This is a genomic window from Streptomyces sp. NPDC049577, assembly GCF_040675635.1.
In the GTDB taxonomy this organism is placed as follows: Bacteria; Actinomycetota; Actinomycetes; order Streptomycetales; family Streptomycetaceae; genus Streptomyces.
On record NZ_JBFAPH010000005.1, the window covers coordinates 1 to 26,272 of the forward strand.

General features: G+C 71.8%; 29 protein-coding genes and 1 pseudogene. 19 read left to right on the forward strand and 11 right to left on the reverse strand.

Translation table 11 applies throughout. The annotated features are described in order from the left end of the window. The 3 genes and pseudogenes from AB0K09_RS01255 to AB0K09_RS01265 form a co-directional block, all read left to right on the forward strand. Nucleotides 1-181: pseudogene (locus tag AB0K09_RS01255) on the forward strand (serine protease); the annotation flags it as partial. Nucleotides 182-245: 64 nt separating this feature from the next. Beyond that, nucleotides 246-983: a response regulator transcription factor gene (locus AB0K09_RS01260; RefSeq protein ID WP_366063115.1), complete on the forward strand. Its 738-nt coding sequence runs from the start codon at nucleotides 246-248 to the stop codon at nucleotides 981-983. After that, nucleotides 980-2,410, forward strand: coding sequence for a HAMP domain-containing sensor histidine kinase (locus AB0K09_RS01265; RefSeq protein ID WP_366063116.1), 1,431 nt, complete (start codon nucleotides 980-982; stop codon nucleotides 2,408-2,410). The genes AB0K09_RS01260 and AB0K09_RS01265 overlap by 4 nt, the downstream gene beginning before the upstream one ends. A gap of 92 nt (nucleotides 2,411-2,502) precedes the next feature. Here the strand turns inward: AB0K09_RS01265 and AB0K09_RS01270 are convergent, their stop codons facing one another. Both AB0K09_RS01270 and AB0K09_RS01275 read right to left on the reverse strand, forming a co-directional pair. Further along, nucleotides 2,503-3,744 (reverse strand): DUF2993 domain-containing protein, encoded by a 1,242-nt coding sequence (locus tag AB0K09_RS01270; RefSeq protein WP_366063117.1) that lies wholly within the window; start codon nucleotides 3,742-3,744, stop codon nucleotides 2,503-2,505. Nucleotides 3,745-3,840: 96 nt separating this feature from the next. Next, a complete protein-coding gene (locus AB0K09_RS01275; protein ID WP_366063175.1) occupies nucleotides 3,841-5,433 on the reverse strand; it encodes a CocE/NonD family hydrolase in 1,593 nt (530 codons plus the stop codon). A 191-nt stretch (nucleotides 5,434-5,624) separates the two neighbouring features. Between AB0K09_RS01275 and AB0K09_RS01280 the strand changes: the two genes are divergently transcribed. Both AB0K09_RS01280 and AB0K09_RS01285 read left to right on the forward strand, forming a co-directional pair. Continuing rightward, nucleotides 5,625-6,341 (forward strand): TetR/AcrR family transcriptional regulator, encoded by a 717-nt coding sequence (locus tag AB0K09_RS01280; RefSeq protein WP_366063118.1) that lies wholly within the window; start codon nucleotides 5,625-5,627, stop codon nucleotides 6,339-6,341. 83 nt (nucleotides 6,342-6,424) lie between these two features. Beyond that, on the forward strand, nucleotides 6,425-6,556 hold the full coding sequence (locus AB0K09_RS01285; protein ID WP_366063119.1) for a hypothetical protein: 132 nt from the start codon (nucleotides 6,425-6,427) through the stop codon (nucleotides 6,554-6,556). Between the two features lie 14 nt (nucleotides 6,557-6,570). On the opposite strand, the gene AB0K09_RS01290 is transcribed toward AB0K09_RS01285, so the two are convergent. Next, a complete protein-coding gene (locus AB0K09_RS01290; protein ID WP_366063121.1) occupies nucleotides 6,571-7,350 on the reverse strand; it encodes an SDR family oxidoreductase in 780 nt (259 codons plus the stop codon). Nucleotides 7,351-7,554: 204 nt separating this feature from the next. Between AB0K09_RS01290 and rox the strand changes: the two genes are divergently transcribed. Then, nucleotides 7,555-8,982 carry a rifampin monooxygenase gene (gene rox / locus AB0K09_RS01295; RefSeq protein ID WP_366063122.1) on the forward strand — a complete coding sequence of 476 codons (1,428 nt, stop codon included), beginning with the start codon at nucleotides 7,555-7,557 and terminating at the stop codon, nucleotides 8,980-8,982. Nucleotides 8,983-8,995: 13 nt separating this feature from the next. Here the strand turns inward: rox and AB0K09_RS01300 are convergent, their stop codons facing one another. The 5 genes from AB0K09_RS01300 to AB0K09_RS01320 form a co-directional block, all read right to left on the reverse strand. Then, a complete protein-coding gene (locus AB0K09_RS01300) occupies nucleotides 8,996-9,901 on the reverse strand; it encodes an LLM class flavin-dependent oxidoreductase (RefSeq protein ID WP_366063123.1) in 906 nt (301 codons plus the stop codon). 57 nt (nucleotides 9,902-9,958) lie between these two features. Then, nucleotides 9,959-11,128, reverse strand: a complete 1,170-nt coding sequence (locus tag AB0K09_RS01305) for a hypothetical protein (RefSeq protein ID WP_366063124.1) — start codon at nucleotides 11,126-11,128, stop codon at nucleotides 9,959-9,961. Between the two features lie 102 nt (nucleotides 11,129-11,230). Beyond that, nucleotides 11,231-11,596 carry a hypothetical protein gene (locus AB0K09_RS01310; RefSeq protein ID WP_366063125.1) on the reverse strand — a complete coding sequence of 122 codons (366 nt, stop codon included), beginning with the start codon at nucleotides 11,594-11,596 and terminating at the stop codon, nucleotides 11,231-11,233. Nucleotides 11,597-12,171: 575 nt separating this feature from the next. After that, nucleotides 12,172-12,384, reverse strand: coding sequence for a cold shock domain-containing protein (locus AB0K09_RS01315; protein ID WP_366063126.1), 213 nt, complete (start codon nucleotides 12,382-12,384; stop codon nucleotides 12,172-12,174). A gap of 45 nt (nucleotides 12,385-12,429) precedes the next feature. After that, nucleotides 12,430-12,927 carry an ATP-binding protein gene (locus tag AB0K09_RS01320; protein WP_366063127.1) on the reverse strand — a complete coding sequence of 166 codons (498 nt, stop codon included), beginning with the start codon at nucleotides 12,925-12,927 and terminating at the stop codon, nucleotides 12,430-12,432. 210 nt (nucleotides 12,928-13,137) lie between these two features. Between AB0K09_RS01320 and AB0K09_RS01325 the strand changes: the two genes are divergently transcribed. Both AB0K09_RS01325 and AB0K09_RS01330 read left to right on the forward strand, forming a co-directional pair. Continuing rightward, nucleotides 13,138-13,989: a helix-turn-helix transcriptional regulator gene (locus AB0K09_RS01325; RefSeq protein ID WP_366063128.1), complete on the forward strand. Its 852-nt coding sequence runs from the start codon at nucleotides 13,138-13,140 to the stop codon at nucleotides 13,987-13,989. Nucleotides 13,990-13,999: 10 nt separating this feature from the next. Continuing rightward, nucleotides 14,000-14,176, forward strand: a complete 177-nt coding sequence (locus tag AB0K09_RS01330; RefSeq protein ID WP_366063129.1) for a DUF397 domain-containing protein — start codon at nucleotides 14,000-14,002, stop codon at nucleotides 14,174-14,176. Between the two features lie 68 nt (nucleotides 14,177-14,244). Here the strand turns inward: AB0K09_RS01330 and AB0K09_RS01335 are convergent, their stop codons facing one another. After that, complete coding sequence (locus tag AB0K09_RS01335) at nucleotides 14,245-14,967, reverse strand: helix-turn-helix domain-containing protein (RefSeq protein ID WP_366063131.1); 723 nt, start codon at nucleotides 14,965-14,967, stop codon at nucleotides 14,245-14,247. A gap of 225 nt (nucleotides 14,968-15,192) precedes the next feature. On the opposite strand from AB0K09_RS01335, the gene AB0K09_RS01340 reads away from it, so the two are divergent. From AB0K09_RS01340 to AB0K09_RS01365, 6 genes are all read left to right on the forward strand, one after another. After that, a complete protein-coding gene (locus AB0K09_RS01340; protein ID WP_366063133.1) occupies nucleotides 15,193-15,858 on the forward strand; it encodes a DUF4097 family beta strand repeat-containing protein in 666 nt (221 codons plus the stop codon). Between the two features lie 34 nt (nucleotides 15,859-15,892). Further along, nucleotides 15,893-16,858 carry an ATP-binding cassette domain-containing protein gene (locus AB0K09_RS01345; protein WP_366063134.1) on the forward strand — a complete coding sequence of 322 codons (966 nt, stop codon included), beginning with the start codon at nucleotides 15,893-15,895 and terminating at the stop codon, nucleotides 16,856-16,858. Then, nucleotides 16,855-17,649, forward strand: coding sequence for an ABC transporter permease (locus AB0K09_RS01350; protein WP_366063135.1), 795 nt, complete (start codon nucleotides 16,855-16,857; stop codon nucleotides 17,647-17,649). The genes AB0K09_RS01345 and AB0K09_RS01350 overlap by 4 nt, the downstream gene beginning before the upstream one ends. A gap of 253 nt (nucleotides 17,650-17,902) precedes the next feature. After that, nucleotides 17,903-18,556 (forward strand): DUF3291 domain-containing protein, encoded by a 654-nt coding sequence (locus AB0K09_RS01355; RefSeq protein WP_366063136.1) that lies wholly within the window; start codon nucleotides 17,903-17,905, stop codon nucleotides 18,554-18,556. Continuing rightward, a complete protein-coding gene (locus AB0K09_RS01360; RefSeq protein ID WP_366063137.1) occupies nucleotides 18,553-19,365 on the forward strand; it encodes an SDR family NAD(P)-dependent oxidoreductase in 813 nt (270 codons plus the stop codon). Before AB0K09_RS01355 ends, AB0K09_RS01360 begins: the two co-directional genes overlap by 4 nt. 197 nt (nucleotides 19,366-19,562) lie before the next feature. Continuing rightward, nucleotides 19,563-20,321: an alpha/beta hydrolase gene (locus AB0K09_RS01365; protein ID WP_366063139.1), complete on the forward strand. Its 759-nt coding sequence runs from the start codon at nucleotides 19,563-19,565 to the stop codon at nucleotides 20,319-20,321. Nucleotides 20,322-20,351: 30 nt separating this feature from the next. Here AB0K09_RS01365 and AB0K09_RS01370 read toward each other — a convergent pair whose 3' ends face one another. Beyond that, nucleotides 20,352-20,678 carry a helix-turn-helix domain-containing protein gene (locus AB0K09_RS01370; RefSeq protein WP_366063140.1) on the reverse strand — a complete coding sequence of 109 codons (327 nt, stop codon included), beginning with the start codon at nucleotides 20,676-20,678 and terminating at the stop codon, nucleotides 20,352-20,354. Between the two features lie 98 nt (nucleotides 20,679-20,776). Between AB0K09_RS01370 and AB0K09_RS01375 the strand changes: the two genes are divergently transcribed. From AB0K09_RS01375 to AB0K09_RS01390, 4 genes are all read left to right on the forward strand, one after another. Beyond that, nucleotides 20,777-21,100: a putative quinol monooxygenase gene (locus AB0K09_RS01375; protein WP_366063141.1), complete on the forward strand. Its 324-nt coding sequence runs from the start codon at nucleotides 20,777-20,779 to the stop codon at nucleotides 21,098-21,100. A gap of 117 nt (nucleotides 21,101-21,217) precedes the next feature. Next, on the forward strand, nucleotides 21,218-21,724 hold the full coding sequence (locus tag AB0K09_RS01380; RefSeq protein ID WP_366063142.1) for a DinB family protein: 507 nt from the start codon (nucleotides 21,218-21,220) through the stop codon (nucleotides 21,722-21,724). 121 nt (nucleotides 21,725-21,845) lie between these two features. After that, nucleotides 21,846-22,775: a class A beta-lactamase gene (gene bla / locus AB0K09_RS01385; RefSeq protein WP_366063143.1), complete on the forward strand. Its 930-nt coding sequence runs from the start codon at nucleotides 21,846-21,848 to the stop codon at nucleotides 22,773-22,775. Nucleotides 22,776-22,865: 90 nt separating this feature from the next. Next, nucleotides 22,866-23,264 carry a YidB family protein gene (locus tag AB0K09_RS01390; protein ID WP_366063144.1) on the forward strand — a complete coding sequence of 133 codons (399 nt, stop codon included), beginning with the start codon at nucleotides 22,866-22,868 and terminating at the stop codon, nucleotides 23,262-23,264. Nucleotides 23,265-23,314: 50 nt separating this feature from the next. On the opposite strand, the gene AB0K09_RS01395 is transcribed toward AB0K09_RS01390, so the two are convergent. Beyond that, entirely contained in the window at nucleotides 23,315-25,132 is a 1,818-nt protein-coding gene (locus AB0K09_RS01395; protein WP_366063146.1) for a bifunctional metallophosphatase/5'-nucleotidase, read from the reverse strand. Between the two features lie 134 nt (nucleotides 25,133-25,266). Here AB0K09_RS01395 and mshD point away from each other — a divergent pair, with 134 nt between their 5' ends. Continuing rightward, a complete protein-coding gene (gene mshD, locus AB0K09_RS01400) occupies nucleotides 25,267-26,193 on the forward strand; it encodes a mycothiol synthase (RefSeq protein WP_366063147.1) in 927 nt (308 codons plus the stop codon). Nucleotides 26,194-26,272: the final 79 nt, after the last annotated feature.

The window sequence follows — 26,272 nt, forward strand, 5'->3', positions numbered from 1 at the left end:
CGGCGGCGCCCTGATCAACATGAACGGCGAGATCATCGGGATCAATTCGGCGATGTACGCGGCCGGCTCGGGCGGCGGGTCGGGCGGGTCCGGGGAGTCGGCCGGCAGTGTCGGGCTCGGCTTCGCGATCCCGGTCGACACGGTCAAGGCCGATCTGGCCAAGCTGCGCGCCGGTGGCTGAGCCGCTCGTGCGACGCTGAGAGACACAGAGACAGAGCCAGGACGCACCACCGTGAGGTAAGCCGATGAGCCCCGCCGAGCACGGCGACCAGCCCGCCCGCATCCTGATCGTGGACGACGAGCCCGCCGTGCGGGAGGCGCTGCGCCGCAGCCTCGTCTTCGAGGGGTACGACACCGAGCTGGCCGTCGACGGCCTGGACGCGCTCGAGAAGGTCGCCGCGTACGAGCCCGAGCTGATCGTGCTCGACGTGCTCATGCCCCGCATGGACGGCCTCACCGCCGCCCGCCGGCTGCGCGCCTCCGGCGTCACCGTACCGATCCTCATGCTGACCGCCCGGGACACCGTCGGCGACCGCGTCACCGGCCTGGACGCCGGCGCGGACGACTACCTCGTCAAGCCGTTCGAGCTCGACGAGCTGTTCGCCCGCATCCGCGCCCTGCTGCGCCGCAGCGCGTACGCCGTCCCGGCCGCCGCGCCCGCCGAGCCCGACGTGCTGGCCTTCGCCGATCTGCGCATGGACCTCGCCACCCGCGAGGTCACCCGCGGCACCCGCCGCGTGGAGCTGACGCGGACGGAGTTCACGCTGCTGGAGCTGTTCCTGGCGCACCCCCGTCAGGTGCTCACCCGGGAGCAGATCCTCAAGACCGTGTGGGGCTTCGACTTCGAGCCGTCGTCCAACTCGCTGGACGTCTACGTGATGTACCTGCGGCGCAAGACCGAGGCGGGCGGGGAGCCGCGCCTGGTCCACACCGTCCGGGGTGTCGGCTACGTCCTGCGCGCCGACGGGGCGGGAGCGGAGTGAGCACTCCCGGAGAGGGCGCTGCGAGAGAGGGGCTCGCCCAGCGCTACCGCCGGCTGCCGCTGCGCTCCCGGCTCGCCCTGCTGACCGCCGTCGCCGTCGCGTTCGCGGTGGCCGTCGCGGCGGGGGCCTGCTGGCTGTTCGCCAAGCAGCAGCTGGAAGAGCAGCGCGACACCACGCTCACCAACGTCAAGCCCGACGACAAGTACATCAGCCGTCTCGTGAGCACCTGCGGCACCGGCTCGGCCGGGCAGCCGGAGGCACCGACGCCGTACACCGTGCAGATCATCACCACCGGCGGCGTGGTGTGCACGACCGAGGGCAAGTCCCCGATCCGGGTGGCCGCCGCCGACCTCGCCGTGGCCCAGGGCCGCGCCGACGACGTGCTGCACGACGCCCGCGCGGACGACGGCACGGACCTGCGCGTGGCCACCTCGCGCGGCGAGCGCCCCGGCATCGCCGCCGTCTCCATCGCCCAGCCGCAGAGCGAGATCGACAAGCCGCTCAACGGCCTCGCGCTCGTCCTCGTCGCCACGGCCGGCATCGGCGTCGTGGGCGCCGCCACGGCCGGCCTGTGGATCGCCCGTGCCGCCCTGCGCCCCGTCGACCGGCTGACCGGCGCGGTCGAGCACATCGCCCGCACGGAAGACCTCGCCGTGCGCATTCCGGTGGAGGGGGACGACGAGATCGCGCGGCTGTCGCGCTCGTTCAACTCCATGACCGCCGCGCTGGCCTCCTCCCGGGACCGCCAGCAGCAGCTGATCGCCGACGCGGGACACGAGCTGCGCACCCCGCTGACCTCCCTGCGCACCAACATCGACCTGCTGGCCAGGAGCGAGGAGACCGGGCGCGCGATCCCGCCGGACGACCGGCGGGCCCTGCTGGCCAGCGTCAAGGCGCAGATGACCGAGCTCGCCGCGCTCATCGGCGACCTCCAGGAGCTGGCCCGCCCGGACGCCTCGCCCGACAGCGGCCCGCTTCAGGTCGTCCCGCTGCACGAGATCGCCGAGCGTGCGCTCGGGCGGGCCCGGCTGCGCGGCTCGGGCCTCGCGATCTCGGCCGAGCTGGACCCCTGGTACGTCCGCGCCGAGCCGGCCGCGCTGGAGCGGGCGATCGTCAACCTGCTGGACAACGCGGTGAAGTTCAGCCCGCCGGGCGGCTCGATCGCCGTACGGCTCACGGGCGGCGAGCTGACCGTGCGCGACCACGGACCGGGCATCCCGCCCGAGGACCTGCCGCACGTCTTCGACCGCTTCTGGCGCTCGCCCTCCGCACGCAGCCTGCCGGGCAGCGGGCTCGGCCTGTCCATCGTGGCCCGCACGGTCCGGCAGGCCGGCGGAGAGGTGGTGCTGCGCCCCGCGGACGGCGGCGGAACGGTCGCCCACGTCCGGCTGCCCGGCGCGGCGGTGGAGCCGCCCGACATGCCGTGACGGGCCGGTGCCGGACCCTCCCGGCATGCCGGGGGAGCCGTGCACACCGAGCCGCTGTGGTACTGGCCGAAACGCTGAGCCACGACGTGCCGTCAGTTCGCCTCGCCGATCGGCAGGCCGGTCCCGCTCAGTTCCGCGTGGATGCCGTCCCGCTCGACCGTCACTCCGTTCAGCCGCAGGTCACGGGCCTGTTCGGGGAGGCGGAAGGAGAGGGAGAGCCCGGCGGTGAGGGACGGCGGGCGCAGATGGGCGAGGCCGGCGACGACCTTGGGGTCGATGCCGGCCTTCTCCAGCAGCCACGGGTGGTCGATCACGACGTCGACGAGATTGGCCCGGGTGAGGGCCTCCACGAACCGGGGCGCGCCGGTGAGTTCGTGCAGCCGGTCCTCGCTGCGCAGCGCCAGTGCCACCTCCGAGGGCGTCACCCCCAGCCGCTCGGCCAGGGCGGGCACGGACAGCAGCGCCTTCGCGCGGGCGGCGTCGCGGCTGATGCGCTCGGCCGTCTCGCGGTGCAGCGTGAGGCTCTTCTCGCGGCCTGGGCGGTAGACGGCGATGCCGGGCAGGTCGAGGCTCATGCCGTCGATGCCGGTGGAGACGCCCCGGCCGTCGTCGTCGCGCCGGATGTGCGCCTGGGCGTGGAGGCGGACCTCCTGACCGGCGACGTCGAGTCTGCCGTTCGCGGCGACGACGTTGCCGCCCTGGTCGGTGAACTTCAGCTGCGAAGCGGCGAGTTCGCGCTTCATGTCGTCGAAGGAGAGCAGGACGTCGCCGCGCAGCCGGCCGACGACGGCGCCGCGCACGCCGGCGGGGAGGTCCCCGGTGAGCCGGATGCCGCGCGCGCTCGCCTGGACGCGGGCCAGCGTCACCCGGTCGGCGGCGACATGCGGCACGGTGACGTCGACGCGGTCCAGACGCTTGGCCAGCACCTGGGTGAGGAACGGGAAGCCGTGGATGTCCACCTGGGGTTCGGCGGCCAGGTGCAGCTCCTGCTGGAGCTTGCGCTGTGCCTGCTTCTCCGCGTACATGACGGCGCACCGGTCGGCCAGGACGGCGATGGCCGCGCTGGCCGCGAGGGCGATCAGCAGCTTGGTGGCGGTGCGGTAGGGACGGGACGGCCTGGGTTTTCGCCGGCTCGTCCGCCTGCTCGCCCGCCTGCGGCGGTCGGGCCGTTTGCGGCGGCGGTGGTCGGGCGGTGACCAGGGCTCGTCGTCGTCCGTTTCCTGCTGCTCGCCGGCCGCCGGCCAGGGGTCGTGCGGCGGCTCGGGGCCGGCGAGTTCGGCGAGTTCTTCATAGGGGTTGTAGGGGCGGCCGGGTATGCGTGTGGGGGTGCGCATCGGTCCATCCCACCACGCCGCCCGCCCTCGAACGCAAGCGCTACCGTCAGTAGGACCATGGCGGAACGACGCTTTCCGGCCGGAGTGCCTGGTCGTTCACGCGCGGGGGAGCACCAGCGCCGAGTCCGTGTGGAGCGTGATGCGCACCGGTGCGAAGGTGGTGGCGTCCACGGCCGGCTCGCCCGTGCCGGTGCCGCGGGCGTAGCGCGGATGGGCGCCCCCGCTGATCTGCCAGCGTATGCGGTGACCGGCGGGGAAACGGTGGGCGGTGGAGCTCATCGGCACGGTCACCTGCGAGGGCGCTTCTCCGGTCGTCCGTACCCGGCCGAGCCCGTCGCAGACGTTGACGGAGCGGCCTTGTGCGTCCACGTCGCACAGGCGGGTGAAGACGTCGGCGTGTCCGGTGTCCGTGGAGACGCTCAGCCGTGCGGAGACCGGGCCGAGGATGTCCACGGGTTCGGTCAGCGGGGGGCCGGTGAAGGTCAGGACGTCGTCCCGGGCCTCCAGGGTGCGGTTGTCGCGCGGGCCGGCGGTGCGGGAGAGCAGCGGGCCGCCCAGGGACGGGGTGGGGTCGGCCGGGTCGTAGCGGAACGTCGTCACCGGTGCGGAGACCGTGGGAGCCAGCCGGGTGAGGTGCCCGCCGTCCAGGGGGTACCACGAGCTGGCGGCCGCGGCCGGTGGCCAGTCGCCGAGGTCCCGCCAGGCGTCTTCGCCGCCGACGTGCACGCGCACCGCGGTGGGGCGCAGGCCGGAGGGGTCGGCGCACAGGTGGGCGCGCAGCCACGCGAGGGTCTCGGCGAAGACCTCGGGCCAGCCCTGTTGCAGGGCGGAGGTGTGGGTCCAGGGGCCGACGAGCAGGGCGGTCTCGCATCCGGCCCGCCGCAGCCGCTGGTACTGCTCGAAGGTCTGGTCGGCCAGCCCGTCGTGCCAGCCGGTGATCAGGCTCGTGGGCACGCGGAGCCGCTCCGCCGGTTCCGCCAGTGACGCGCCGTCCCAGTAGGGGTCCTCGGCGTCCGGATGCGTCATCACCTCGTCCAGCCAGGGGACTTCGGCCCCGAGGGCGGGCACGTACGCCCTGCGCAGCGGCTGCGCGGTGGTGACGGCGCGCAGCCGGCGCTGCAGGCGCAGCGTCGCCTTCACGAACGGTGCCATGCCCTGGTGCTGGTAGGTCATGCCTGCGCCGACGGCGAGGAGGTTCTCCAGGCGCAGCGCGCCGTCCGCGTGGAAGAGGGCGTGGGGGTCGTGCAGGCCCACCTGCACCACCATGGCCTTCAGCTCCGGCGGCGGGTCGAGGGCGAGGGCCCACTGCACATAGCCGAGGTAGCTGGGGCCGACGGTCCCCAGCGTTCCGTCGAACCAGGGTTGTTCGCGCAGCCAGGACACCGTGGCCCGGCCGTCGGCGGCCTCGTTGCGCCACAGGTCGAACGTCCCGCCGGATCCTCCGGTGCCGCGGCAACTCTGCAGGACCACGTGGAAGCCCTGTTCGGCGAAGAGCAGTCCGTACATGGGGGACCAGGGCAGGCCGCGGCCGTAGGGCGAGCGGACCAGGAGGGTGGGGAAGTCGCCCTCCGCGAGCGGGAAGTAGTGGTCGGTGATCAGCGGGCTGCCATCGGCGGCCGGCACCACCAGCCCCGGCTCCCATCCGGCCCGGTGCCGTTTCGCCGGGAGGCCGCGCCAGGTGGACCTCATCATCCGCGCGGACAGCGGCGGCTTTCCGGCGGGCGGCACCCAGGACGGACCGGCCATCGTTCCGGGCATGGTTTCGGGCATGCGTGACGGCATGGTTCCCCTCCTTATTGCGTACGCTGTACGAGAATAGAGGATGCTTGGATGGCCTACGCAAGAGCCACCGCGAAAGCCAGGGGAAGGAGCGCGAGACCGTGCCCCGTGACGGAGAGCCCGGCGCCACCGGCGTCGACCCCGAACAGCTCTGGATACGTCCCACCGAGCCCCGGCGCGGCCGTAAGCCCTCGTTCAGCCGTGAGGCGATCACGGCGGCGGCCGTCACCCTCGCGGACGCGGAAGGACTCGAAGCCGTCACCATGCGTCGGGTCGCCGCCGAGATCGGCGCCGGCGTCATGTCGCTCTACAGCTACGCCCCCGACAAGGAGACGCTGCTGGAGCTGATGGTCGACCACGTCTGCGGGGAACTCGCGGTCACGGACCCGCCCACCGGCGACTGGCGCGCCGACCTGAAGGCCGTCGCCCATCTGCAACGCGCCCACATGCTGCGCCATCCCTGGCTGCCCGCCGCCCTGACGACCCGTCGCGTGCCGGGCCCCAACACACTGGTCTTCCTGGAGCACGCGCTCGCCGCCCTGCGCCCCACCGGGTTGGACGGTGCGGCGAAGCTGGAGGTCTTCGCCCAGCTCACCGCCTTCGTGGCCGGGCACGTCGCGCACGAGATCGCGCAGGCCGCGGCCGCACGGTCGCCGGACCGGGCGGCCGCCGAGGCCCGCTACCTCGCCGCTGTCGCCGCGGACGGCCACCACCCGGAACTCGCCGCGGCGCTCGCCGCTCCCGGGCGGCCCGTCACCCCGGACGCCACCTTCGCCCGGTTCCTCAACCGTCTGATCGACGGCCTCGACACGGACTGATGCCACCACTCGAAGAGACATCTCGACGAGACATAGGGTCCCGTCCATGCGCGCACACCTGCAACAGATCGTCGTGGACTGCCGTGAACCGCAGACCCTGGTCCGTTTCTGGGCACGGCTCCGAGCGGGTGGGTGAGACGGTCACCGACGACCAGGGGGCCTTCCAGGCCATGCGCGACCCGGAAGGCAACGAGTTCTGCTTCGTCGGCGCCTGACCGGCCCGGGAGCGTCAGTGCACCGAGAACCCGCCGTCGACGAACAGCGACTGCCCCGTGACGTACGCGGAGGCGCGGCTCGCGAGGAACACCGCGGCGCCCGCGAAGTCCTCGGCCAGACCGTTGCGGCCGCTCAGCGTGCGCGCGGCGAGGGCCGCCACCCTCTCGGGGTCGGACGACAGCCGCTCGTTGAGCGGCGTCATCACGAAGCCCGGCACGAGCGTGTTGCAGGTGACGCCGTACGGCGACCACGCCTCGGCCTGGGAACGGGCCAGCGACTCCAGCGCGCCCTTTGACACGCCGTACGCCCCGCTCTGCACGAACGCGCGGTGCGCCTGCTGGGAGGTGACGTGGATGATGCGGCCGAAGCCGCGTTCCGCCATGCCGGGGCCGAAGCGCTGTCCCAGGAGGAAGGGCGCCTCCAGGTTCACCGTCATCGTGGCGTCCCACACGTCCTCGCCCAGCTCGCCCATCGGCGGACGCAGGTTGATCCCGGCGGAGTTGACGAGGATGTCCGGCTCGCCGAACGCCCCGGCCGCCTGCTCGGCCGCCTCCCGTATGCCGTCGCGCGTGCTGAGGTCGGCGCGCACCCAGGCGGCCCGGCAGCCGTCGGCCGTCAGCGCCCCGGCCGTGGCGGCCAGCCGCTCCTCGCCCCGCGCGGCGATCACGACGCTCGCGCCGGCCCGGGCCAGGGCCTCGGCGATCGCCCGCCCGATGCCGGAGCTCCCGCCGGTCACCAGGGCCACCCGGCCGTCGAGGGAGAACAGTTCGGAGAGGTAGTTCGGTCCTGTCATGTCCGCACCCTAGGCCTTCCGGGCCGCGGCGAGACGGCTGCCGGCCTCGTGTACTGGCCTCGTGAATGCGAAAAGGCAAGGAGCATCACCCATTCCTTGCCACTCTCAACTTATAGCGCAAGGGGGGCCTTGCGGCAAGGCCCCCTCCGTGCCGCAGAATCGCCCGCCGAAGCAAGAACCGGCACACACCATGGGGGACTTCTGATGATCGACGTGATCGTGGCCGGCGGCGGGCCGACCGGCCTGATGCTGGCCGCCGAGCTGAGGCTGCACGGTGTGCACGTGGTCGTGCTGGAGAAGGAGGCAGCGCCCGCCCCGTACGTCCGCGCGCTCGGCCTGCATGTGCGCAGCATCGAGGTGATGGACCAGCGCGGCCTGCTGGAGCGGTTCCTCGCGCTCGGCAAGCAGCACCGGGTCGGCGGTTTCATCGCCGGCATCGACAAGCCCTGGCCCGAGCGGCTGGACACCGCGCACGGATACGTCCTCGGCATCCCGCAGACCACCACCGACCGCCTGCTGGCCGAGCACGCCGCCGAGCTCGGGGCCGAGATCCGGCGCGGCTGCGAAGTGACCGGGCTGAGCCAGGACGAGGACGGGGTGACCGTCGGGCTCGCGGACGGAGCGCAGCTTCGCGCGCGCTATCTCGTCGGCTGCGACGGCGGTCGCAGCACAGTGCGCAAGCTGCTCGGCGTCGGCTTCCCCGGCGAGCCCAGCAGGGTCGAGACGCTGCTGGGCGAGATGAAGGTGGACGTGTCGCCGGAGACGCTGACCGCCGTGATGAACGAGGTCCGCAAGACGCAGAAGCGGTTCGGTTTCATGCCCCTCGGGGACGGGGCGTACCGCGTCGTCGTGCCCGCCGAGGGGGTGGCCGAGGACCGCACGGTCCCGCCGACCCTCGACGAGTTCAAGCAGCAGCTGCGGGCCGTCGCGGGCACCGACTTCGGTGTGCACTCGCCGCGCTGGCTGTCCCGCTTCGGCGACGCAACCCGGCAGGCCGAGCGCTACCGCGTCGGCCGGGTGCTGCTGGCCGGCGACGCGGCGCACATCCACCCGCCGGCCGGCGGACAGGGCCTCAACCTCGGTATCCAGGACGCGTTCAACCTCGGCTGGAAGCTGGCCGCCGCGGTCGCCGGCTGGGCGCCGGAGGGGCTGCTGGACAGCTACCAGGCCGAACGGCACCCGGTGGCCACCGCCGTGCTGGACCACTCCCGCGCGCAGATGCACCTGATGTCCACCGAGCCGGGCGCCCAGGCGGTGCGCCGGCTGGTGGCGGAGCTGATGGACTTCGAGGAGGTGAACCGGTACCTGATCGAGAAGATCACCGCGATCGGCATCCGCTACGACTTCGGCGAGGGCCACGAGCTGCTCGGCCGGCGGATGCGGGACGTGAAGCTGAAGCGGGGCCGCCTCTACGAGCTGACGCGCGGCGGCCGCGGGCTGCTGCTCGACCAGACCGGCCGGCTCTCGGTGGCGGGCTGGGCGGACCGGATCGACCACGTCGTCGACGTCAGCGAGGAACTGGACGTGCCCGCGGTGCTGCTGCGGCCGGACGGTCACGTGGCGTGGGCCGGCGAGGACCAGCGGGAGCTGCTGGACGAGCTGCCCACGTGGTTCGGCGCCGCCGCCCGCTGAGCGCTCACTCGTCTCACGAGCTGGGCAGGCCCCGGTGCCGGGCCACCGCCTCGCGCACGGCGGGCGCCACCTCGGCGGCCCAGCGCCGGTGCTGGACCGGGTCGTCGGACTCCGCGCCGAAGACGAAGGTGTCCATGCCGTGCTCCAGGACGAGCCCGGTGATCTCCTCGACCCACTTCCGGGGCGGGCCGGTCAGGAAGTCGCCGGAGGGGCCGTCGGTGATGGTGCCGAAGACGTTGTAGACGCGGCGGATGTCGCCCGGGGCGCGGCCCGCCTCGGCGGCGCCCTCGTCGATGCGGCGCTGCATGGCGGGCAGCTTGCCGGGCGGCGCGTAACTGCTGGACGGGCACCAGCCGTCCGCCTTGCGGCCCAGCATGTGCAGCAGCCGCGGTCCGAGTACGCCCAGCCAGATCCCGATGGGGTGCGCGGGCCGGGGCCCGGGGTGGACGCCGGCCAGCCGGTAGTGCTCGCCCTCGTACCGCACCGAGCGTTCGCCGGACCACATGAGGCGGATGACGTCGACAGCCTCCTCCAGCGCCGTCGCGGCCTGGCCGGGGGTCCGCGAGGGCCCGCCCATGCCGGCGATGCCCTCCCAGAACGCGCCCGCTCCGAGCCCGAGCTCGAAGCGGCCTCCGGAGAGGACGTCGAGGCTGGCGGCCGCCTTGGCCAGCAGCGCGGGCGGTCGCAGCGGCAGGTTGGCCACGTCGGGGAAGACGCGGACCCGCTCGGTGCGGGCCAGCACGACGGCCATCAGCGACCAGGTGTCCAGGAAACGGCTCTGGTACGGGTGGTCCTGGATCGCCACGAAGTCCAGGTCCTCGCGCTCGGCGAGATGCGCGAGCGCGAGGATGCCGGGCACCTGGCCGGCGTCCGGTGTCGGGAAGATCCCGAATCGCACCGGACGCCCGTAGTCCGTCATGATTCGCACCCTAGCCGGGGGCGGGGCGTCCCGCATCGCCGAGTGCCCCGGCCGGGGTCACCACTGGATGCGGACCGCGCCGCGGCAGCCGTCCTGGCCGTCCTGGGCCTTCTGGCCCTTGGCGCCCGCCAAGCCGTTGTAGGCCCGCTGATTGTGCTTGGCCTGGCCGCTTTCGCCCGTGCCGCCGGAGCCGGCGTGCCCGCCGTCGCCTCCGTCGCCGCCCCGGCCGCCGCAGCCGTACATGCGGCCGTGCACGGCTGTTGCGCCGGCGCCACCGGCTCCGTGGTCGCCGCCCTGGAAGGAAGTGCCTCCGTAGCCGCCGTCCTTGCCGTCGCCGCCGAAGACGCCGGGCTTGCCGTCGGCGCCGTTCTTGCCGGGCGTGCCGTTCACGAGCTCGGCCGGGATGCCGGTGCACTTGAAGCCCTGTTCGGTCGGGCCACCGCCCGCTCCGCCCTTGCCCGGGCCCTGCGGCTTGCCGCCATCGCCGGCGTACCCCTTGCTGGTCGAGCCGTTGTAGCCGCCCTCGCCCGACGCGCCTCCGGGCGCGGCCTGCGCGCCGCCACCCGGGGAGCCTCCGGGGGCCACGACGTAGGCGGAGTCGCTCTTGAGGCTCCGTACGGGGGACACCATCGACACATGCAGACCGGGCAGGTTCGTGGCCGGATCGGCCTTCTTGCCCGACGCGCCGCGCGACCCGTTCGTACCACCGCCGAAGGTGGATCCCTTGGCCGTGCCCCCGCCGCCGCCGGCCCCGCCGTCGCTGCCCTTGCCGGGGAACGACGTCGGTTCGTTCTGGGCCAGGAGGTGGACCGCGTTGCCCACCGTGATGTACAGGGTCTTGGGCGACTTGACCTGGATCTGGCACAGGATGAAGCCGCCCGCGCCACCACCCCCGCCGCCTCCGCCCCCGGAGCCGCCGGATCCCGCGCCCCCGCCGCCGCCTCCGGAGGTGGCGCCGGCCTTGCCGCCACCGCCGCCTCCCCCGCCGCCACCACCGCCCGTACCACCGCCCCCGGCACCGCCGCCGCCCCACGCGGAGACGGTGAGGTCCGTGACCCCCTTGGGCACCTTGAACGTCCCGCTGCTGGTGAAGAGGCGCTCGCCTTGCGGCTTCGTATCCGCTTGCGCCGGACTGGTCAGGGCTCCGGCCAGCAGGCTCGTCACGGCAAGGCCCGCGCCCATCCACACCGCCGGGCGCCTCGTCACCGGTCGTTCGCAGTTCGGCATAGTGATGGTCCTTTTGATCGTCGTGGGTGTCGTGCCACGGTGGCTCGCACCGGGCGTCAGCGCCGGGGCCGGCGCGCGTGGCGCCGGCCCCGGTCAACCGGCTTACTTCAAGGCGGAGTCGGCCGTGCTCGCGGCGCCGGAGGCGACCGTCGAGACGGCGGAGTTGGCGGTGTCCTTGGCCTGGCCCACCGGGCCCGGCTCCGGCGCCGGCGGGGTGGAGGAGCTGCTGGAGGAACCGGAGGTGTCGTCGGAGGAACCCGACGCCTTGGGGTCGTACTGGTAGGTGTTCGTCACCTTGTGCTCCTGGGTGATCTTGCCCGGGGCGGGGGAGACGATCTGGACGGGCAGGTGGACGGGGCCGCGCGGCTCGGTGTCATCGGCCAGGGCGACGGACGCCTGCCCGAAGGTGATCGCGGAGGCGGCGACGGCAACGAGGGCCGCGGCGATGCGGTTGCGCACAGAGAACACGGGTCTTCTCCTCATGAGTCGTATGACAGGGGGCGCGCGGCGCCGGCGTCGCCGGGGTCGCGCGAGGAAACGCCGACCCGAAGGGCGACGGCTGGAGAAACGGAACGCCGGAACGGGGTGCGGCGCCGGAGATTGCTACCGGCACGCTCCGTGACCGGTCAAATCGTCGGACGATACGACGGTGAACGTCCGTGCCATCAAGTGGCCTGCGACGGAAGTGTGTTCGCGCCCGGCCGGCCGTGCCGGTGCCGTGATACGCGCGTCAGCAGGGCCGATCGGCGTGGCGCGGGCGATGCGGCCGCCACTCTTTCGGTGCGGCCGCAGCGGGGCGCCCGGTCAGGTGACACGCGTCCACACCGTGCGCCGCCCCCACCCCTGGGGGGCATGCGCCCGGGTCGGTCACCTCGGGCCGGATGCGCGCCGTAGCAGCGGTACGCACTGGAATCCGGTCCGTTTTCAGCCGTTCTGGCGTGGTGGGCGAACGTGGCCGAGTCGTGTCGGTACCGTGTGCACCATGGCGCAAACTCGGGGGTTTCAGGAAGTCCGCGACGACCACGTGTCGAAGGTGTCGACTCCTACAGAATGACCACGTCGACGGCGGTGGGGCCGTTCCGGCCGTCGACGAGCTCGAAGTCGACGCGCACCCCCTCGGTGACCTCCGGGGCGGCCCCGCCGTCACGCAGTGACGTGCGGTAGACGTACACGTTCCGGGTCCCGTCGGCCGGGGCTATGAAGCCGGCCCCCTTGGCCTGGTCGAACCAGGTGATCTCGCCGGTGAGTCTGGCCATGTGCGTCTGCCTCCCGTGTGCGGCGGTCCGGTGAAGATCAAGCTCTCACGCGGCTGCGCCGTACGGGCATGTTTTCCGGCCGATCTCGCACCACAGCAGCTTCCCGGTCACACCCGGGAACGACTCGCCGATCGACCAGCTCCCCCAGTTCTCCGCGCACAACCGCACGATCAGCAGCCCCCGCCCGCACGTCGCCAGCGGATCCGGCTCCGGCGGCGGCGGGGACGGCACCAGCTTGCTCCACTTCCCGCGCGGGAACGTGTCGAAGGGCGCGGGGATGTCCGGGTTGGTGTCCCAGATGCTGAGGCGGACGGTGTCCGCGTCCACCTGCCGCACGCGGATCTCGCACGGACCGTCGGAGTAGAGGTAGGAATTGGTCACCAGTTCGCTGACCAACACCTCGGTGACGTCCAGCAGTTCGGGCAAGTCGTGGCAGTTCATCACCCCGCGCAGGGTCACCCGCGCGATCCGCGCCGACCGCGGGTCGTGCGGCAGGTTCAGCGAGTAGGACCAGGGGTTCTCCGGCGATACGGTGTTTCCCATGCGGGGCTCCCAAACGGAGTGTGCGGGGTGACTGTTGCCGCGCGGTGTCATTGCCGCCCAGTGATACGGGGCGGTGCGCTTCCGCGTTCGCGGCGGAGCCACAACGTACCGCTCAACGACATGTAGATTGAGGCGAGTTCTGCAAATACTTGAGATGTGCGCTCGTGTGGGTGACACCCGCCGCGCCGTGTACGGCAAGGAGAGAACGGGATGGCCACGAGGCCCGCTCCGACAGCGCGTCGGCTGCGCTTGGGCGCTGAGCTGCGCAAGCTACGTGAGCGGGCGGGCCTGACCGCCACCGAGGCCAGCCGCATACTCGGCACCAGCCAGGCACAGATCAGCAACGTCGAGGCTGGCCGTTTCGGTGTGAGCGCCGAGCGGATCCGCTCGTGGGCGCGCCATTACGACTGCGCGGACGAGGCGTTGATCGAGGGGCTCGTCAGCATGGCCATTGAGCGCAAACGTGGGTGGTGGGAGGAGTACCGAGAGGTCATGGCGTCGAGCCTGCTCGACCTGGCGGAGCTGGAACACCATGCCGTCAGTCTGCGCACGGCGTATACAGCGCATATTCCCGGGTTGTTGCAGACGGTGGAACATGCGCGAGAGGTCTTTCGAAACGGGGTCTCCGAACTCTCGCCGCCAGAGGTGGAGCACCGCGTGTCCTACCGCATCAAGCGCCAGGAGGTTCTTTACAGGGACCGACCCACGCCGTACCGGACGATTGTTCACGAGGCCGCTTTGCGTATGAAGTTCGGTGGACGGGAGGTCGCACGGCGGCAACTTGAACACCTGCTCGACATGAGCGACCGAGAACATGTCACTGTCTTGGTCATCCCATTCGACGCAGGAGCGTACCCGGGATCTGGGCAATCGGTGTGTTATGCCGTCGGCCCGGTGGAGCAGCTCGACACCGTGCACCTTGATCAATCGCACGGCTCAGTAATGCTCGACGCTGAGGCGCAGTTGGGGAAGTACCGGCTCCTCCTGGACAGGATGGAAGCGGCAGCGCTCAAGGAGAGCGAGTCACGTGACTTCATCCGCAGCATTGCTCAGGACCTGTGAAGGAAGACTCATGTCCCCAATCCGTTGGCAGAAGTCAAGCTACTGCAGCGAAGGCGATGCATGTCTGAGTGCCGCGCGCGCAGTTAGCGGCGTTGTGAAGTTACGAGAGAGCGAAGACCCCGACCGCGTCCTCACCGCCACCCCCGCTGCCCTCCGGTCCCTCCTGCGCGCCGTCAAGGAGGGGTGAACGGCAAGGAATGGCCGCCGTCAGGCGGCCGGGGCGGGGACGCTCGACCTGGGTCTCCGCGGGGAACGCTAAGGCGCAGCCGGCCCCGTGTGAAGGACTTCGCGGGCCTGGTCCGCGGCGCGGGCGAGGCTCTCGGAGACGAAGTCGAGGAAGCGGGCGATGTTCTCGAGGCGGGCGGCGGCCGGGGTGCCGCGGCCGAGGACGGCGACGCCCTGCCGTGCGGTCTCGGCGAGCTGGGTGGTGCCCCGGACGCTAGCCATCATGGACTGGTACCAGACGTCGTCGTCGACGATGTAGCGCTCGCGGCGGCGCTCGTCGCGTTCCCGGCGGACGAGGCCCTGTTCCTCCAGGAACGCGATCGCCTTGGAGATGGACGCCGGGCTGACCTGGAGGCGCTGGACGAGTTCGGACGCGGTGAGGCTGCCCGCGTCGCTGGTGCAGAGGCAGGCCAGCACCCGGGCCATCATCTTGGGCGTGCCCGACTGCATGAGGACGGTGGTGAACACCTCCTCGTACTCGCGCACCGCCTCCGCGTCGCGTCCGTGGGTCTGCGCGAGCGCCTGCGGCCCCCCGGGCGCGGCCGGCTTGCTCCGCCGGTGGGCGCGGCGTTCGGTGGCGCGGTGGGCCAGGTCGGCGCGGTAGGCGGTGGGGCCGCCGTTGCGCATCACCTCGCGGGTGACCGTCGAGGTGGGGCGGTCGAGACGCCTGGCGATCTCCGCGTAGGCGAGGCCGTCGGCCAGCCCCAGCGCGATCTGCTGACGTTCCTGCTGGGTGAGCCTGCCTCCCGGCATCACGAACTCCCTTGTGTGCTTGCCTGACGCCTCCAGCATAGCGTTCATTCCTGGCTCATTGCAACGGCCGGGTGGGTTGCTGTTGCGTTACTTCGCAGGTCGTTGCAACGATATTGTGGCTCTGAGCTGCACAAACAGAACTTCGATGCAACAAGCGTGTTGCCGGTTCCTTGAACGCAACGTAGCTTTTCCGTCATCGGAAACAACGAGCTCAAGGAGCCCACGATGCAGAAGTTCGCCACCACCGCCCCGATCGCCGCCGTCCTCGACATCCCCGCCGGGCGCGTGCAGTTCGTCGCCGCCGACCGCACCGACACCACCGTCGAGGTCCTGCCCGCGAACGCCTCGAAGGGCCGCGACGTGAAGGCGGCGGAGCAGATCCAGGTCGCCTACGCCGACGGCGTCCTGCGGATCCAGGCCCCGGAGGCGAAGAACCAGTACTTCGGCCCCTCGGGCTCCGTCGAGGTCACCGTCCAGCTGCCTGCCGGCTCCCGCGTCGAGGCCAGGACCGGTGCCGCCGAGCTCCGCGGCGTCGGGCGGCTCGGCGAGGTCGTCTTCGAGGGGGCGTACCGCCGGATCAAGCTCGACGAGGCCGCGAGCCTCCGCCTCACCGCGGTCGACGGCGACGTCGAGGTCGGCCGGCTGAACGGCTCCGCGCACATCAGCACCGCGCGGGGCGCCATCCGCATCGCCGAGGCCGGGCGCGGCACGGTCGTGCTCCACACCCACTCCGGCGACATCTCGGTCACCGCCGCCGCCGGCGTCTCCGCCTCCCTGGACGCCCACACCGCCTACGGCCGCATCAGCAACTCCCTCAAGAACGACGGCACCGCCGGCCTCGCCATCCGCGCCACCACCTCCCACGGCGACATCGCCGCCCGCAGCCTGTAAAGACCCGTAAGACCCGTAAGAGGAGTCACTCCCCATGACCGACCTGGCCATCGCGGCGAACGGGCTGCGCAAGTCCTACGGCGACAAGACCGTCCTCGACGGAGTCGACCTCGCCGTGCCCGAAGGAACGATCTTCTCCCTGCTCGGCCCGAACGGCGCCGGCAAGACGACCGCCGTGAAGATCCTCTCCACCCTCGTCTCCCCGGACCCGGGCAGCGGCGACATCCACATCGGCGGCCACAACCTGGCCACCCACCCCCAGGCGGTGCGTGCCGCGATCGGCGTCACCGGGCAGTTCTCCGCCGTCGACGGTCTGATCACCGGCGAGGAGAACATGTGGCTCATGGCGGACCTGCACCACCTCTCCAAGCGCGAGGGGCGGCGGGTCACCGCCGGGCTGCTGGAACGCTTCGACCTCACCGAGGCCGCGAAGAAGCCCGCCTCCACCTACTCCGGCGGCATGAAGCGCCGCCTCGACATCGCGATGACCCTGGTCGGCGGCCCGAGGATCATCTTCCTCGACGAGCCGACCACCGGCCTCGACCCGCGCTCCCGCCACAACATGTGGCAGATCATCCGCGAGTTGGTCTCCGGCGGCGTCACCGTCTTCCTCACCACCCAGTACCTGGAGGAGGCGGACGAGCTCGCCGACCGCATCGCCGTGCTCAACGACGGAAGGATCGCCGCCCAGGGCACGGCCGGGGAGCTGAAGCGGATCGTGCCCGGCGGGCACATCCGCCTCCGCTTCACCGACCCGGCCGCGTACCGGTCCGCCGCCTCCGCCCTGCGCGAGGCCTCTCCGGACGACGAATCCCTCACCCTGCGGATCCCCAGCGACGGCAGCCAGCGCGAACTGCGCTCCATCCTCGACTGGCTGGACGCGGCCGGCATCGAGGCCGACGAACTGACCGTGCACACCCCCGACCTCGACGACGTCTTCTTCGCCCTGACCGGCGGCGCGGGGAACGTCACCGACCGGACCGAGGAGACCGTCCGATGAGCACCCTGTCCCTGGCCGTGCGCGACTGCTCCACCATGCTGCGCCGCAACCTCCTGCACGCCCGGCGCTACCCGTCCATGACCCTGAACCTGCTGCTCACGCCGATCATGCTGTTGCTGCTCTTCGTCTACGTCTTCGGCGACACCATGAGCGCGGGCATCAGCGGCAGCGGCCATGCGGACCGCTCCGCGTACATCGCCTACCTCGTCCCGGGCCTGCTGCTGATGACCGTCGGCAGCACCGTGGTCGGCACCGCGGTCTCCGTCTCCAACGACATGACCGAGGGCATCATCGCCCGCTTCCGCACCATGGCGATCCACCGCGGCTCGGTGATCATCGGACATGTCATCGGCAGCGTGCTGCAGTCCGTCGCGAGCGTGGTCCTCGTCGGCGCGGTCGCCGTGGCCATCGGCTTCCGCTCCACCGGTGCCACCGCCCTGGACTGGCTGGCGGCGTTCGGACTGCTCGTGCTCTTCGCCACGGCGCTCACCTGGATCGCGGTCGGCATGGGCCTGGTCAGCCCGAACGCGGAGGCCGCCGGCAACAACGCGATGCCGCTGATCCTGCTGCCGCTCCTGTCCAGCGCCTTCGTCCCGCTCCACGCCATGCCCGGCTGGTTCCAGCCGGTCGCCGAGTACCAGCCCTTCACCCCCGCCATCGAAACCCTGCGCGGCCTGCTCCTCGGCACGGAGATCGGCAACAACGGATGGCTCGCGGTGGCCTGGTGCGCGGGCCTGACCGTGCTCGGCTACGTCTGGTCGACGTCGAAGTTCCACCGCGACCCGAAGTGACCGGCATGGCAGCGCGGGCCGCTTCCCGCCGACACGTCAGCCCCCTCCGGGCCTCTGCGAAAGGGCACTTGGGCAGGGAAAAGGCAACTTAGACAGGGCCTGCGGCGGGGGCTATCTTCTCCTGACATCCGGCGCCGCCCGCAGGCGTACGGGCCTCTCTGCCCCGACGCGCAAGCCGCCGGATCGAGTCCACTCCCGGACAGCGAGACCGTCAGGGACTTCCGCACCAGGCCCCCTCAGCCAGGGAGAACGCATGCCCCAACTCGCTCTGTACACGTTCGGCGTCCTGAAGTCACCCCTCACCGATCCCACCCGCCTTACGCAGGAGTTCTACGAAATCGGTGAGGCCGTCTACCGGGAGATCGGCCGGCGCCCCGGATATATCGCTCATGCCGAACCGGCAGACCACAGCCGGGGCAACCTGTTCGACTCGGACTGGGGTGAGTGGGGAGGGTTCGCTGTTCCGGCCTGGTACAGGAAGGGCCGCACGGTGGAGACCACCGCCCTGGCAGCGACCCTCTCACTCTGGACCGACCTGCGATCCGCCTTCGACGCCATCTACGCCGGTCTGCACCGCACGGCGCTCAACAGGCGTTACGACTGGTTCGAGAGGACGGGACACCCGAGTTACGTGCTCTGGTGGGTCACCGACGGCGCAATACCCGTCTGGCAGGACGGGGTTACCAGGCTGGAACACCTCCACGACAACGGTTACGCGCCGCACGCCTTCACCTTCCACCACTCGTTCGACCCAGCCGGAACACCGACCGGGCTCAAAGGCATCGAACCGAGGAGCGATGAGCCCACCGGCCATGGCGAACCTGCGGCAGGCAGCCTGGTGGCGGCACCACCAGGATCCGCGCGCTCTCCCCTCGCACCCCCGCCGGCCGCCAGGCTGGTCCCATGAGCCGATCCACCGTCTTGATCACCGGCGCGACCCAGGGCCTGGGCCGCGGCATCGCACTCGACCTCGCCGCGCAGGGGTACACCGTCCTGCTGCACGGCCGCGACCAGGGGCGCCTCGACGCCGTCGCCGCCGAGGCGGCGGCCGTCGCGGCCGGGGGCGAGGTCCGTACCTACCTCGCCGACCTGGCCGACCTCGACCAGGTGCACGCCATGGCCGAGCGCGTCCGCGCCGCCGAGCCCCGGCTCGACGCGCTGGTCAACAACGCCGTCGCGGGCGGCGGAGCCGACCCGCTCAAGCGGGAGCTGAGCCGGCAGGGACACGAGCTGCGGTTCGCCGTGAACCATCTGGCCCCCTACGCCCTCGCACGCGATCTGCTGCCGCTGCTCACCGCCTCCGCGCCCGCCCGCGTCGTCAACGTGGCCTCGATCGGGCAGGAGGCCGTCGACTTCGACGACGTCATGCTGGAGCAGGGGTACGAGGGGCTGCGCGCGTACTGCCGCAGCAAACTCGCCCTGATCATGGCGACGTTCGAGCTGGCCGCAGAGCTGGAAGGCAGCGGCGTCACGGTGAACGCCCTCCACCCCGCCCATCTCATGGACACCAACGGGGTGCGCGAGTACGGCCTGACCCCCGTCACCACCGTCGACGAAGGGGTGCGGCCCACCGTACGGCTGGTCACCGACCCGGACCTCGCCGCCACCACCGGCCGCTACTTCGACCGGTTCACCGACACGCGGGCGCACGAGCAGGCGTACGACGCCGAAGCGCGTGCGCGTCTGATGACGCTGACCCGCCGTCTCATCGGCTGAGCGGGCGACAAAAAAAAGGGGCTCGCGGGATGATCACCGGGCTGATAGCTTTCAGCCGACCGTGATGCCGCCAGAGGAGGTGAGACCCGTGAACGCTGTATCGACGTGGGTGCTCCCCCTTCCCCTCACGGCCGGCGACTGACGCAGGTGTCGCCGGGAGCGCCTCGACAACAAGGCACTCCCGAAAGGCAACACCTATGCACTCTCTGCAGTTCACCTCCCAGTCGTCGTCCAACGGCATCGTCGAGCGCGAATTCACCGTGGGCGGCGTCCCCGGAGTTCTCTGGTCGCCGGCTTCCGGCGCCGATCGCGCGCCCCTGGTCCTGATGGGCCATGGCGGTGGCAACCACAAGAAGCACCCGGCGATGGCCGGCCGCGCCCGTCTCCTCGTGACCGGCTGCGGCTTCCACGTCGCCGTCATCGACGCGCCCGGTCACGGCGACCGGCCGCGCACGGCGCACGACGAGGAAGAGATCGCCGCGCTGTTCGCGGCACGGGCGGCGGGCGAGCCGGAAGGCCCGATCGTCGTCCGCTACAACGCCCACCTGGCGGAGCTCGCCGTGCCCGAGTACCGGACGATGCTGGACGCCCTCCAGGAGCTTCCGGAGATCGGCACCGACGGGCCGGTCGGCTACTGGGGCATCAACATGGGCACCGCGATCGGCATGCCGTTCGTGGCGGGCGAGCCCCGGATCACGGCCGCCGTCTTCGGTCAGCACTGGCCGGATGTCCTGGCCGAGCAGGCGAAGCGGATCACCATCCCGATCGAGTACGACATGCAGTGGGACGACGAGCACATCTCCCGCGAGGAGGGCCTCGCGCTGTTCGACGCCTTCGCCTCGAAGGAGAAGTCGTTGCACGTGAACTCGGGCCGGCACAAGGAACTGCCCAGGTTCGAGGCCGAGAGCGCGGTCCGGTTCTTCGCCCGGCACCTGGGCGGCCCGGTCACCGCGTAGGGCTGAGGCGCGGTCGCGGCCCCGGGGTCCTCACACGTCCCCGGCGGCCTCCTCCGCCACCAGCAGCCCCAGCAGGCCGGGGAACCGCCGCTCGATGTCCGCCCGGCGCAGGGTGGCCATCCGGCTGTTGCCCCGGTCGACCTGGCGGATCAGGCCCGCCTCGCGCAGCGCGCGGAAGTGATGGGTGACCGTCGCCTTGCTGACGGGCAGCCCGAACGAGCTGCAGGTGCGCGCCTCGCCGTCGGGGCCGGCCGCCAGTTCGCGCACGACGCGCCGCCGCAGGGGGTCGGCCAGCGCCGACAGGACCCTGCCGAGTTCCATCTCGGCCGGCTCGGGGTGCCCCTCTTCGTCGGGCATCGGCACACACCTCCCAGGTACGGCTTGCATCGTACCTCGCCGCCCGCTACCGTCCGGCGAGGTACGAACGAAGTCGTACCTTGTCAGGGGAGGCCCTCATGGATCAGCCGTTCACGCTCGTCGGCATCGCCCGTCCCAAGCCCGAGCGCGCCGACGAACTGCGGCAGCTGCTGCTCTCGTTCGTCGAGCCGACGCGGCAGGAGCCCGGCTGCCTGGAGTACCACTTCCACGAGGACCGGGACGAGCCGGGCGTCTTCGTCTTCTACGAGGCGTGGCGCAGCGAGGAGGACCTGAACGCCCACCTGGCGCTGCCCCACCTGCGGGACTTCTGGGAGCGGCGCATGGAGTACCTGGAGTGCGATCTGGAGATCCGGTACCTCGCGATGCACAGCCCGTACGAGGGGCGGGCCGGTCGCGGCTGAGAGGCCGCGACGCGGGCGGATGCCTCGTTCGGGCGTCGGCCGGACGGGCCGGAAGGGGCTCTTGCCGAACGGTGATCGCTGTGATCCACTCGCCCCTCCCCGCCGAAAGGAACCGCCGTGACCACCGAACGTATCGGCCCGCCCGTCATAGCCGGTGAGCGCGAGATGCTGCGCTCGTTTCTCGACTTCCACCGCGCCACGCTCGCCATGAAGTGCGACGGGCTCACCGACGAGGAACTGCGCCGGCAGTCGATGCCGCCCTCCACGCTGTCGCTGCTGGGGCTGGTGCGGCACATGGCCGAAGTGGAGCGGACCTGGTTCCGGCGCGTGATCAACGGCGAGGACCTTCCGCTGGTGTGGTCGGACGAGGGCGACTTCCAGGCGGCGTACGACGCGAGCGGCGCCACCCGCTCCGAGGCGTTCGCGGCGTGGCGGGCGGAGGTCGAGCACGCGCGGCGGATCGAGGAGGAGGCCGGATCCCTCGACGTCACGGGCTACTTCGACCGGTGGGACGAGGAAGTCTCGCTGCGCATGGTGATGCTGCACCTGATGCACGAGTACGCGCGCCACAACGGCCACGCGGACTTCCTGCGCGAGGGGATCGACGGGACTGTGGGGGCCTGAGGCAACCCATTGGGGCCGTGGGGCGAAACCAGCCAGATGGGCTGGATGTGGCGGAAGTGGAACCAGTCGCCCCACAGCGTGCGTGTTGACCGGCAACGTGGCCACAGAGAGGACATCCATCGTGGAGACCACAGCAGCACGCACCCCGTCACGCCGCACCATGCTCACCCTCGGCGCCGGAGCGGCGCTGGCCGCCGCCTTCTCCGCGGGCGGCGGGACGGCCTTCGCGTCGACGCCCGGCGCGGACGCGATTGCCCGCCGGTTCGGCGAGCTGGAGCGCCGGTACTCCGCACGCCTCGGCGTGTTCGCGCGCAACCTGCGGACCGGCAGAACGGTCCGCCACAACGCCGACGACCTCTTCCCGATGTGCTCGACGTTCAAGACCCTCGCCGTGGCGGCCGTCCTGCGGGACCTGGACCGCGACGGCGAGTTCCTGGCCAAGCGCGTGCACTACACCAAGGAGTACGCGGAGAAGTCGGGCTACGACAAGATCACCGGCCGGCCCGAGAACGTCGCCAACGGCATGACGATCGAGGAGCTCTGCGCCGCGGCCATCTCCTTCAGCGACAACGCCGCCGCGAACCTGCTGCTCACCGAGCTGGGCGGCCCGTCGGCCGTCACCCGCCTCTGCCGCTCGCTCGGCGACCGCGTCACCCGGCTCGACCGGTGGGAGCCCGATCTCAACACCGCCGAGCCCGGGCGCCTCACCGACACCACCACCCCCCGCGCCATCGGGCAGACCTACGCCCGGCTCGTGGTCGGGAACGCCCTCGACCGCGGGGACCGCGAACGGCTCAAGGGCTGGCTCCTGGCCAACACCACCAGCGACGAGCGTTTCCGCAAGAACCTGCCCGCCGGCTGGACCGTCGGCGACAAGACCGGCACCGGAAGCTATGGCACCGGCAACGACGTGGGCATCGCCTGGACCCCGGACGGCTCACCCGTCGTGCTGTCCGTCCTCACGACCACCACGACGGGGAACGCCAAGGCGGCGGCCAGCGACGCCCTGATCGCCGAGACGGCCGCGCTGCTGAGGGCGAAGCTCGGCTGACGCGCCCGGCCGGGGCGACACGCTCCGATTGCGAAGTGCCGGGGGTGCGGATGTACTGGGTGCGAGCGAGTGAGCGGAAGGGTGACGGCTATGGCGGGCGACGACCTCGGCGGTCTCCTGGGCCGGCTGCTGGGCGGCGACGGCGGGGACGGGCCGCTGGTGGCCGCGCTGCTCGGCGTGACCGGTGACAGCGGCCAGGCCGGCGGCAACCCGTTGCAGGGGCTCGTCACCGCGCTGCACGACGCCGGGCTCGGCGCGAAGACCGACTCCTGGATCGGCACCGGTTCCAACCAGTCCGTCAGCGGCCCGGAGATCGCCCAGGCCCTGCCCTACCAGGCGCTCGACCACGTCGCCCAGCAGGGCGGGGTCACCCCCGAGCAGGCCGCCGACCGGCTGGCGGAGGCCCTGCCCCGGGTGGTGGACAAGCTCACGCCGGACGGCCATGTGCCGGAGGGCTCGCTGGAGGACCTGGTCCGGCAACGGCTCTGACCATGCGTGAGGGGCCCGGCGCACGCGCCGGGCCCCTCGACTGCTCTTCGTTACTTCACGACCGTGATGCGCTCCGGCGCCGGCGGCGCCAGCGGCGCGCCCTTCGAGGAGTGCGCCCCCAGGTACGCGATGAAGACGTCCAGGTCGGACGGGCCGACCAGCTTGTTCGTGCCCTCCTTGAACGCCGGGAAGCCGTCACCGCCGCCCGCGAGGAACTCGTTCGCCGCGACGCGGTAGGTCTTCGCCGGGTCGATCGGCTGGCCGTTCAGCTTCACCGACGACGTCACGATCCGGTCCGCGCCGGTCTTCGTGAGGTCCAGCGTGTAGGTCAGGCCCTTGCTGACCTGGAGGATCTTCGGCTCGGCCTGGTTCGGGCCGCTCACCTGCTGCTGGAGCGCGGCGATCAGCTGCGCGCCGGTGAGGTCGAAGCTCTTCATCATGTTCGTGAACGGCTGGACGGTGAACGCCTCGCCGTAGGTCACGACGCCGTCGCCCTCGGCCCCCGACGCCTTGTACGCCAGGTCGGAACGGATGCCGCCCGGGTTCATGAACGTGATCTGCGCGCCGCCCTTGCCGGCCGGGGCCAGGCCCTCCAGCTGGGCGTCCGCGATGACGTCGCCCAGCGGCTTCTCGTACGCCTCGGAACCGCGGCCGTTGACGTCGGCCGAGATGTAGCCGACGGGCTTGTCGGCGACCGGCGCCGCCAGCTTGTTCCAGCGCTGGATGAGCGAGGTCATGTCCGCGGCCTTGGGCTGGTCGCGGTTGACGACGTGGTTGCCCGTGCGCGGGCTCTTGACGCTGGTGCGGACGATGTCCTTCGTCCGGCGGTCGTACGTCAGCGTGGTGTCCGTGTACAGCCGGCCGAACGAGGCCGCCGACGTCACCGTGCGCGGGGCGCCGGACGGGTCCGGGATCGTGCAGGTGTACGCGGCGTGCGTGTGGCCGGTGACCAGCGCGTCGACCTTCGGCGTGATCTTCTTGGCGATGTCGACGATCGGACCGGAGATGCCGGCGCCCGGGCCGGGCGTGTCGCAGTTGTAGTTGTACGAGCCGGAGGACGGCAGACCGCCCTCGTGGATGAGCGCGACGATCGACTTCACGCCCTGGCGGTCGAGTTCCTTGGCGTACTTGTTGATCGTCTCGACCTCGTCGCCGAACTTCAGGCCCTTGACGCCCTCGGCCGTGACGACGTCCGGCGTGCCCTTGAGCGTGACGCCGATGAAGCCGATCTTGACGCCGTTGTGCTGCCAGACCGTGTACGGCTTGAGAATCGGCTTGCCGGTCTTCTCGTCCGTCACGTTCGCGGCGAGGTACGGGAAGTCGGCGCCCTTGAAGGTCTTGCCCTTCTCGTAGCAGCCGTCCTTCGGGTGGCAGCCACCCTTCTGCATACGGGTCAGCTCGGCGCGGCCCTCGTCGAACTCGTGGTTGCCCACGGAGGTGACGTCGAGGCCGAGCTTGTTCATCGCCTCGATGGTCGGCTCGTCGTGGAAGAGCCCCGACAGCAGCGGGCTGGCCCCGACGATGTCGCCGGCGGCCGCCGTCACCGTGTACGGGTGGCCCTTGCGGGCGGTACGCAGCGAGTTGGCGAGGTACTCGACGCCACCGGCCGGTATGACCTTCTTCGTGCCGTCGGGCTGGGTCTCCGCCACCGTCCCGGAGGAGCCCTGCGGCGGCTCCAGGTTGCCGTGGAAGTCGTTGAAGGACAGCAGCTGCACGTCGACCGTGCGGTTGCCGTGGTGGCGCGGGGTGGCCGCGCCGGCGGGCGTGACGGCGACCGACGTGACCACCGCGCCGGCGGAGGCGGCGAGCACGGTCGTGGTCAGGGCGAGGCGTCTGGCGAGGCGCCGGTGCGGCGGCTTCGCGGGCATGGGTTCCCCTCGTGGGTCTGTTGGGGGTTTGGCTGGTCGGCCCGCAGCATACGGTTGACGCGCGTAGCCCGGCAGGAGGGGTCCGGTAACGGATGGGTGACGTGGGCGGGGCGGTCCGGTCGTAGGCTCGTGCCATGAGCGACGAGGTGATTGACGTGAGCGGGCAGCGCCGGATCGAGGTGCTGGAGGAGCTGACGCCCGAGCAGGCCGACTGGGTGCTGCGGCTGCTGGACGAGTCGGCCGCGGTGGACGGCCAGCCAGCCGTCTCCGAGCAGGGCCGCCTCCAGCTCCGGGGGCGCCGGGAGGGCGTGCGGCACGTCCTGCTGAGCGACACGGCCGGGGAACTCGTCGGCTACGGACAGCTGGAGGACCGTGATCCGGTGGAGGCGCCGGCGGGCGAGTTCGTCGTGCACCCGTCCCTGCGGGGGCGCGGGCACGGCCGGGCGCTCGGGAACGCGCTGCTGTCGGAGTCCGGCAAGCGGCTGCGCGTCTGGGCCCACGGCGGCCACGCCGCGGCGCGGCACCTGGCGCAGGTGCTGGGGCTGAGCCTGTTCCGCGAGCTGCGCCAGATGCGGCGGCCGCTGCGCGGGCTCGACCTGCCGGACCCGGTGTTCCCCGCGGGGGTTTCCGTGCGGACGTTCCGCCCCGGCGAGGACGACGCGGCCTGGCTCGCGCTCAACGCCGCGGCCTTCGCCCACCACCCCGAGCAGGGCGCGCTCACCCAGCGCGACCTCGACGACCGCAAGGCGGCGTCCTGGTTCGACCCCGAGGGCTTCTTCCTGGCCGAGCGGGCGGGCGAGCTCGTCGGCTTCCACTGGACCAAGGTCCACCCGGAGGAGGGCGGCCTGGGCGAGGTCTACGTCCTGGGCGTCCGCCCGGGCGCCCAGGGCGGCGGCCTGGGCAAGGCCCTCACGACGGTGGGCCTCCGCCACCTCGCCGGGCGCGGCCTTCCGACGGCGATGCTGTACGTCGATGCCGACAACACGGCGGCGGTGAGCGTGTACGAACGCCTGGGGTTCGAGACCCACGAAACGGACCTGATGTACCGCACGGAGGCATAACCCTCCGGGGGCGCCGGGCCGGCCTGCGGCCGGGGGTTCGGGCCCGTCGCATGGCCGCCGGGCCCTCGCCGTGGTGGCG

Bases quoted from the DNA above. Each gene is read 5' to 3' on its own strand.
- AB0K09_RS01370 (WP_366063140.1), bottom strand. From the start codon at position 20,678: ATGCCCGACGAAGAGGGGCACCCCGAGCCGGCCGAGATGGAACTCGGC.
- rox (WP_366063122.1), top strand. From the start codon at position 7,555: ATGATCGACGTGATCGTGGCCGGCGGCGGGCCGACCGGCCTGATGCTG.
- AB0K09_RS01300 (WP_366063123.1), bottom strand. From the start codon at position 9,901: ATGACGGACTACGGGCGTCCGGTGCGATTCGGGATCTTCCCGACACCG.
- AB0K09_RS01395 (WP_366063146.1), bottom strand. From the start codon at position 25,132: ATGCCCGCGAAGCCGCCGCACCGGCGCCTCGCCAGACGCCTCGCCCTG.
- AB0K09_RS01345 (WP_366063134.1), top strand. From the start codon at position 15,893: ATGACCGACCTGGCCATCGCGGCGAACGGGCTGCGCAAGTCCTACGGC.
- AB0K09_RS01350 (WP_366063135.1), top strand. From the start codon at position 16,855: ATGAGCACCCTGTCCCTGGCCGTGCGCGACTGCTCCACCATGCTGCGC.
- AB0K09_RS01365 (WP_366063139.1), top strand. From the start codon at position 19,563: ATGCACTCTCTGCAGTTCACCTCCCAGTCGTCGTCCAACGGCATCGTC.
- AB0K09_RS01270 (WP_366063117.1), bottom strand. From the start codon at position 3,744: ATGCGCACCCCCACACGCATACCCGGCCGCCCCTACAACCCCTATGAA.
- AB0K09_RS01335 (WP_366063131.1), bottom strand. From the start codon at position 14,967: ATGCCGGGAGGCAGGCTCACCCAGCAGGAACGTCAGCAGATCGCGCTG.
- AB0K09_RS01275 (WP_366063175.1), bottom strand. From the start codon at position 5,433: ATGAGGTCCACCTGGCGCGGCCTCCCGGCGAAACGGCACCGGGCCGGA.
- AB0K09_RS01340 (WP_366063133.1), top strand. From the start codon at position 15,193: ATGCAGAAGTTCGCCACCACCGCCCCGATCGCCGCCGTCCTCGACATC.
- mshD (WP_366063147.1), top strand. From the start codon at position 25,267: ATGAGCGACGAGGTGATTGACGTGAGCGGGCAGCGCCGGATCGAGGTG.
- AB0K09_RS01375 (WP_366063141.1), top strand. From the start codon at position 20,777: ATGGATCAGCCGTTCACGCTCGTCGGCATCGCCCGTCCCAAGCCCGAG.
- AB0K09_RS01325 (WP_366063128.1), top strand. From the start codon at position 13,138: ATGGCCACGAGGCCCGCTCCGACAGCGCGTCGGCTGCGCTTGGGCGCT.
- AB0K09_RS01390 (WP_366063144.1), top strand. From the start codon at position 22,866: ATGGCGGGCGACGACCTCGGCGGTCTCCTGGGCCGGCTGCTGGGCGGC.
- AB0K09_RS01260 (WP_366063115.1), top strand. From the start codon at position 246: ATGAGCCCCGCCGAGCACGGCGACCAGCCCGCCCGCATCCTGATCGTG.
- AB0K09_RS01355 (WP_366063136.1), top strand. From the start codon at position 17,903: ATGCCCCAACTCGCTCTGTACACGTTCGGCGTCCTGAAGTCACCCCTC.
- AB0K09_RS01315 (WP_366063126.1), bottom strand. From the start codon at position 12,384: ATGGCCAGACTCACCGGCGAGATCACCTGGTTCGACCAGGCCAAGGGG.
- AB0K09_RS01320 (WP_366063127.1), bottom strand. From the start codon at position 12,927: ATGGGAAACACCGTATCGCCGGAGAACCCCTGGTCCTACTCGCTGAAC.
- AB0K09_RS01330 (WP_366063129.1), top strand. From the start codon at position 14,000: ATGTCCCCAATCCGTTGGCAGAAGTCAAGCTACTGCAGCGAAGGCGAT.
- AB0K09_RS01360 (WP_366063137.1), top strand. From the start codon at position 18,553: ATGAGCCGATCCACCGTCTTGATCACCGGCGCGACCCAGGGCCTGGGC.
- AB0K09_RS01290 (WP_366063121.1), bottom strand. From the start codon at position 7,350: ATGACAGGACCGAACTACCTCTCCGAACTGTTCTCCCTCGACGGCCGG.
- AB0K09_RS01305 (WP_366063124.1), bottom strand. From the start codon at position 11,128: ATGCCGAACTGCGAACGACCGGTGACGAGGCGCCCGGCGGTGTGGATG.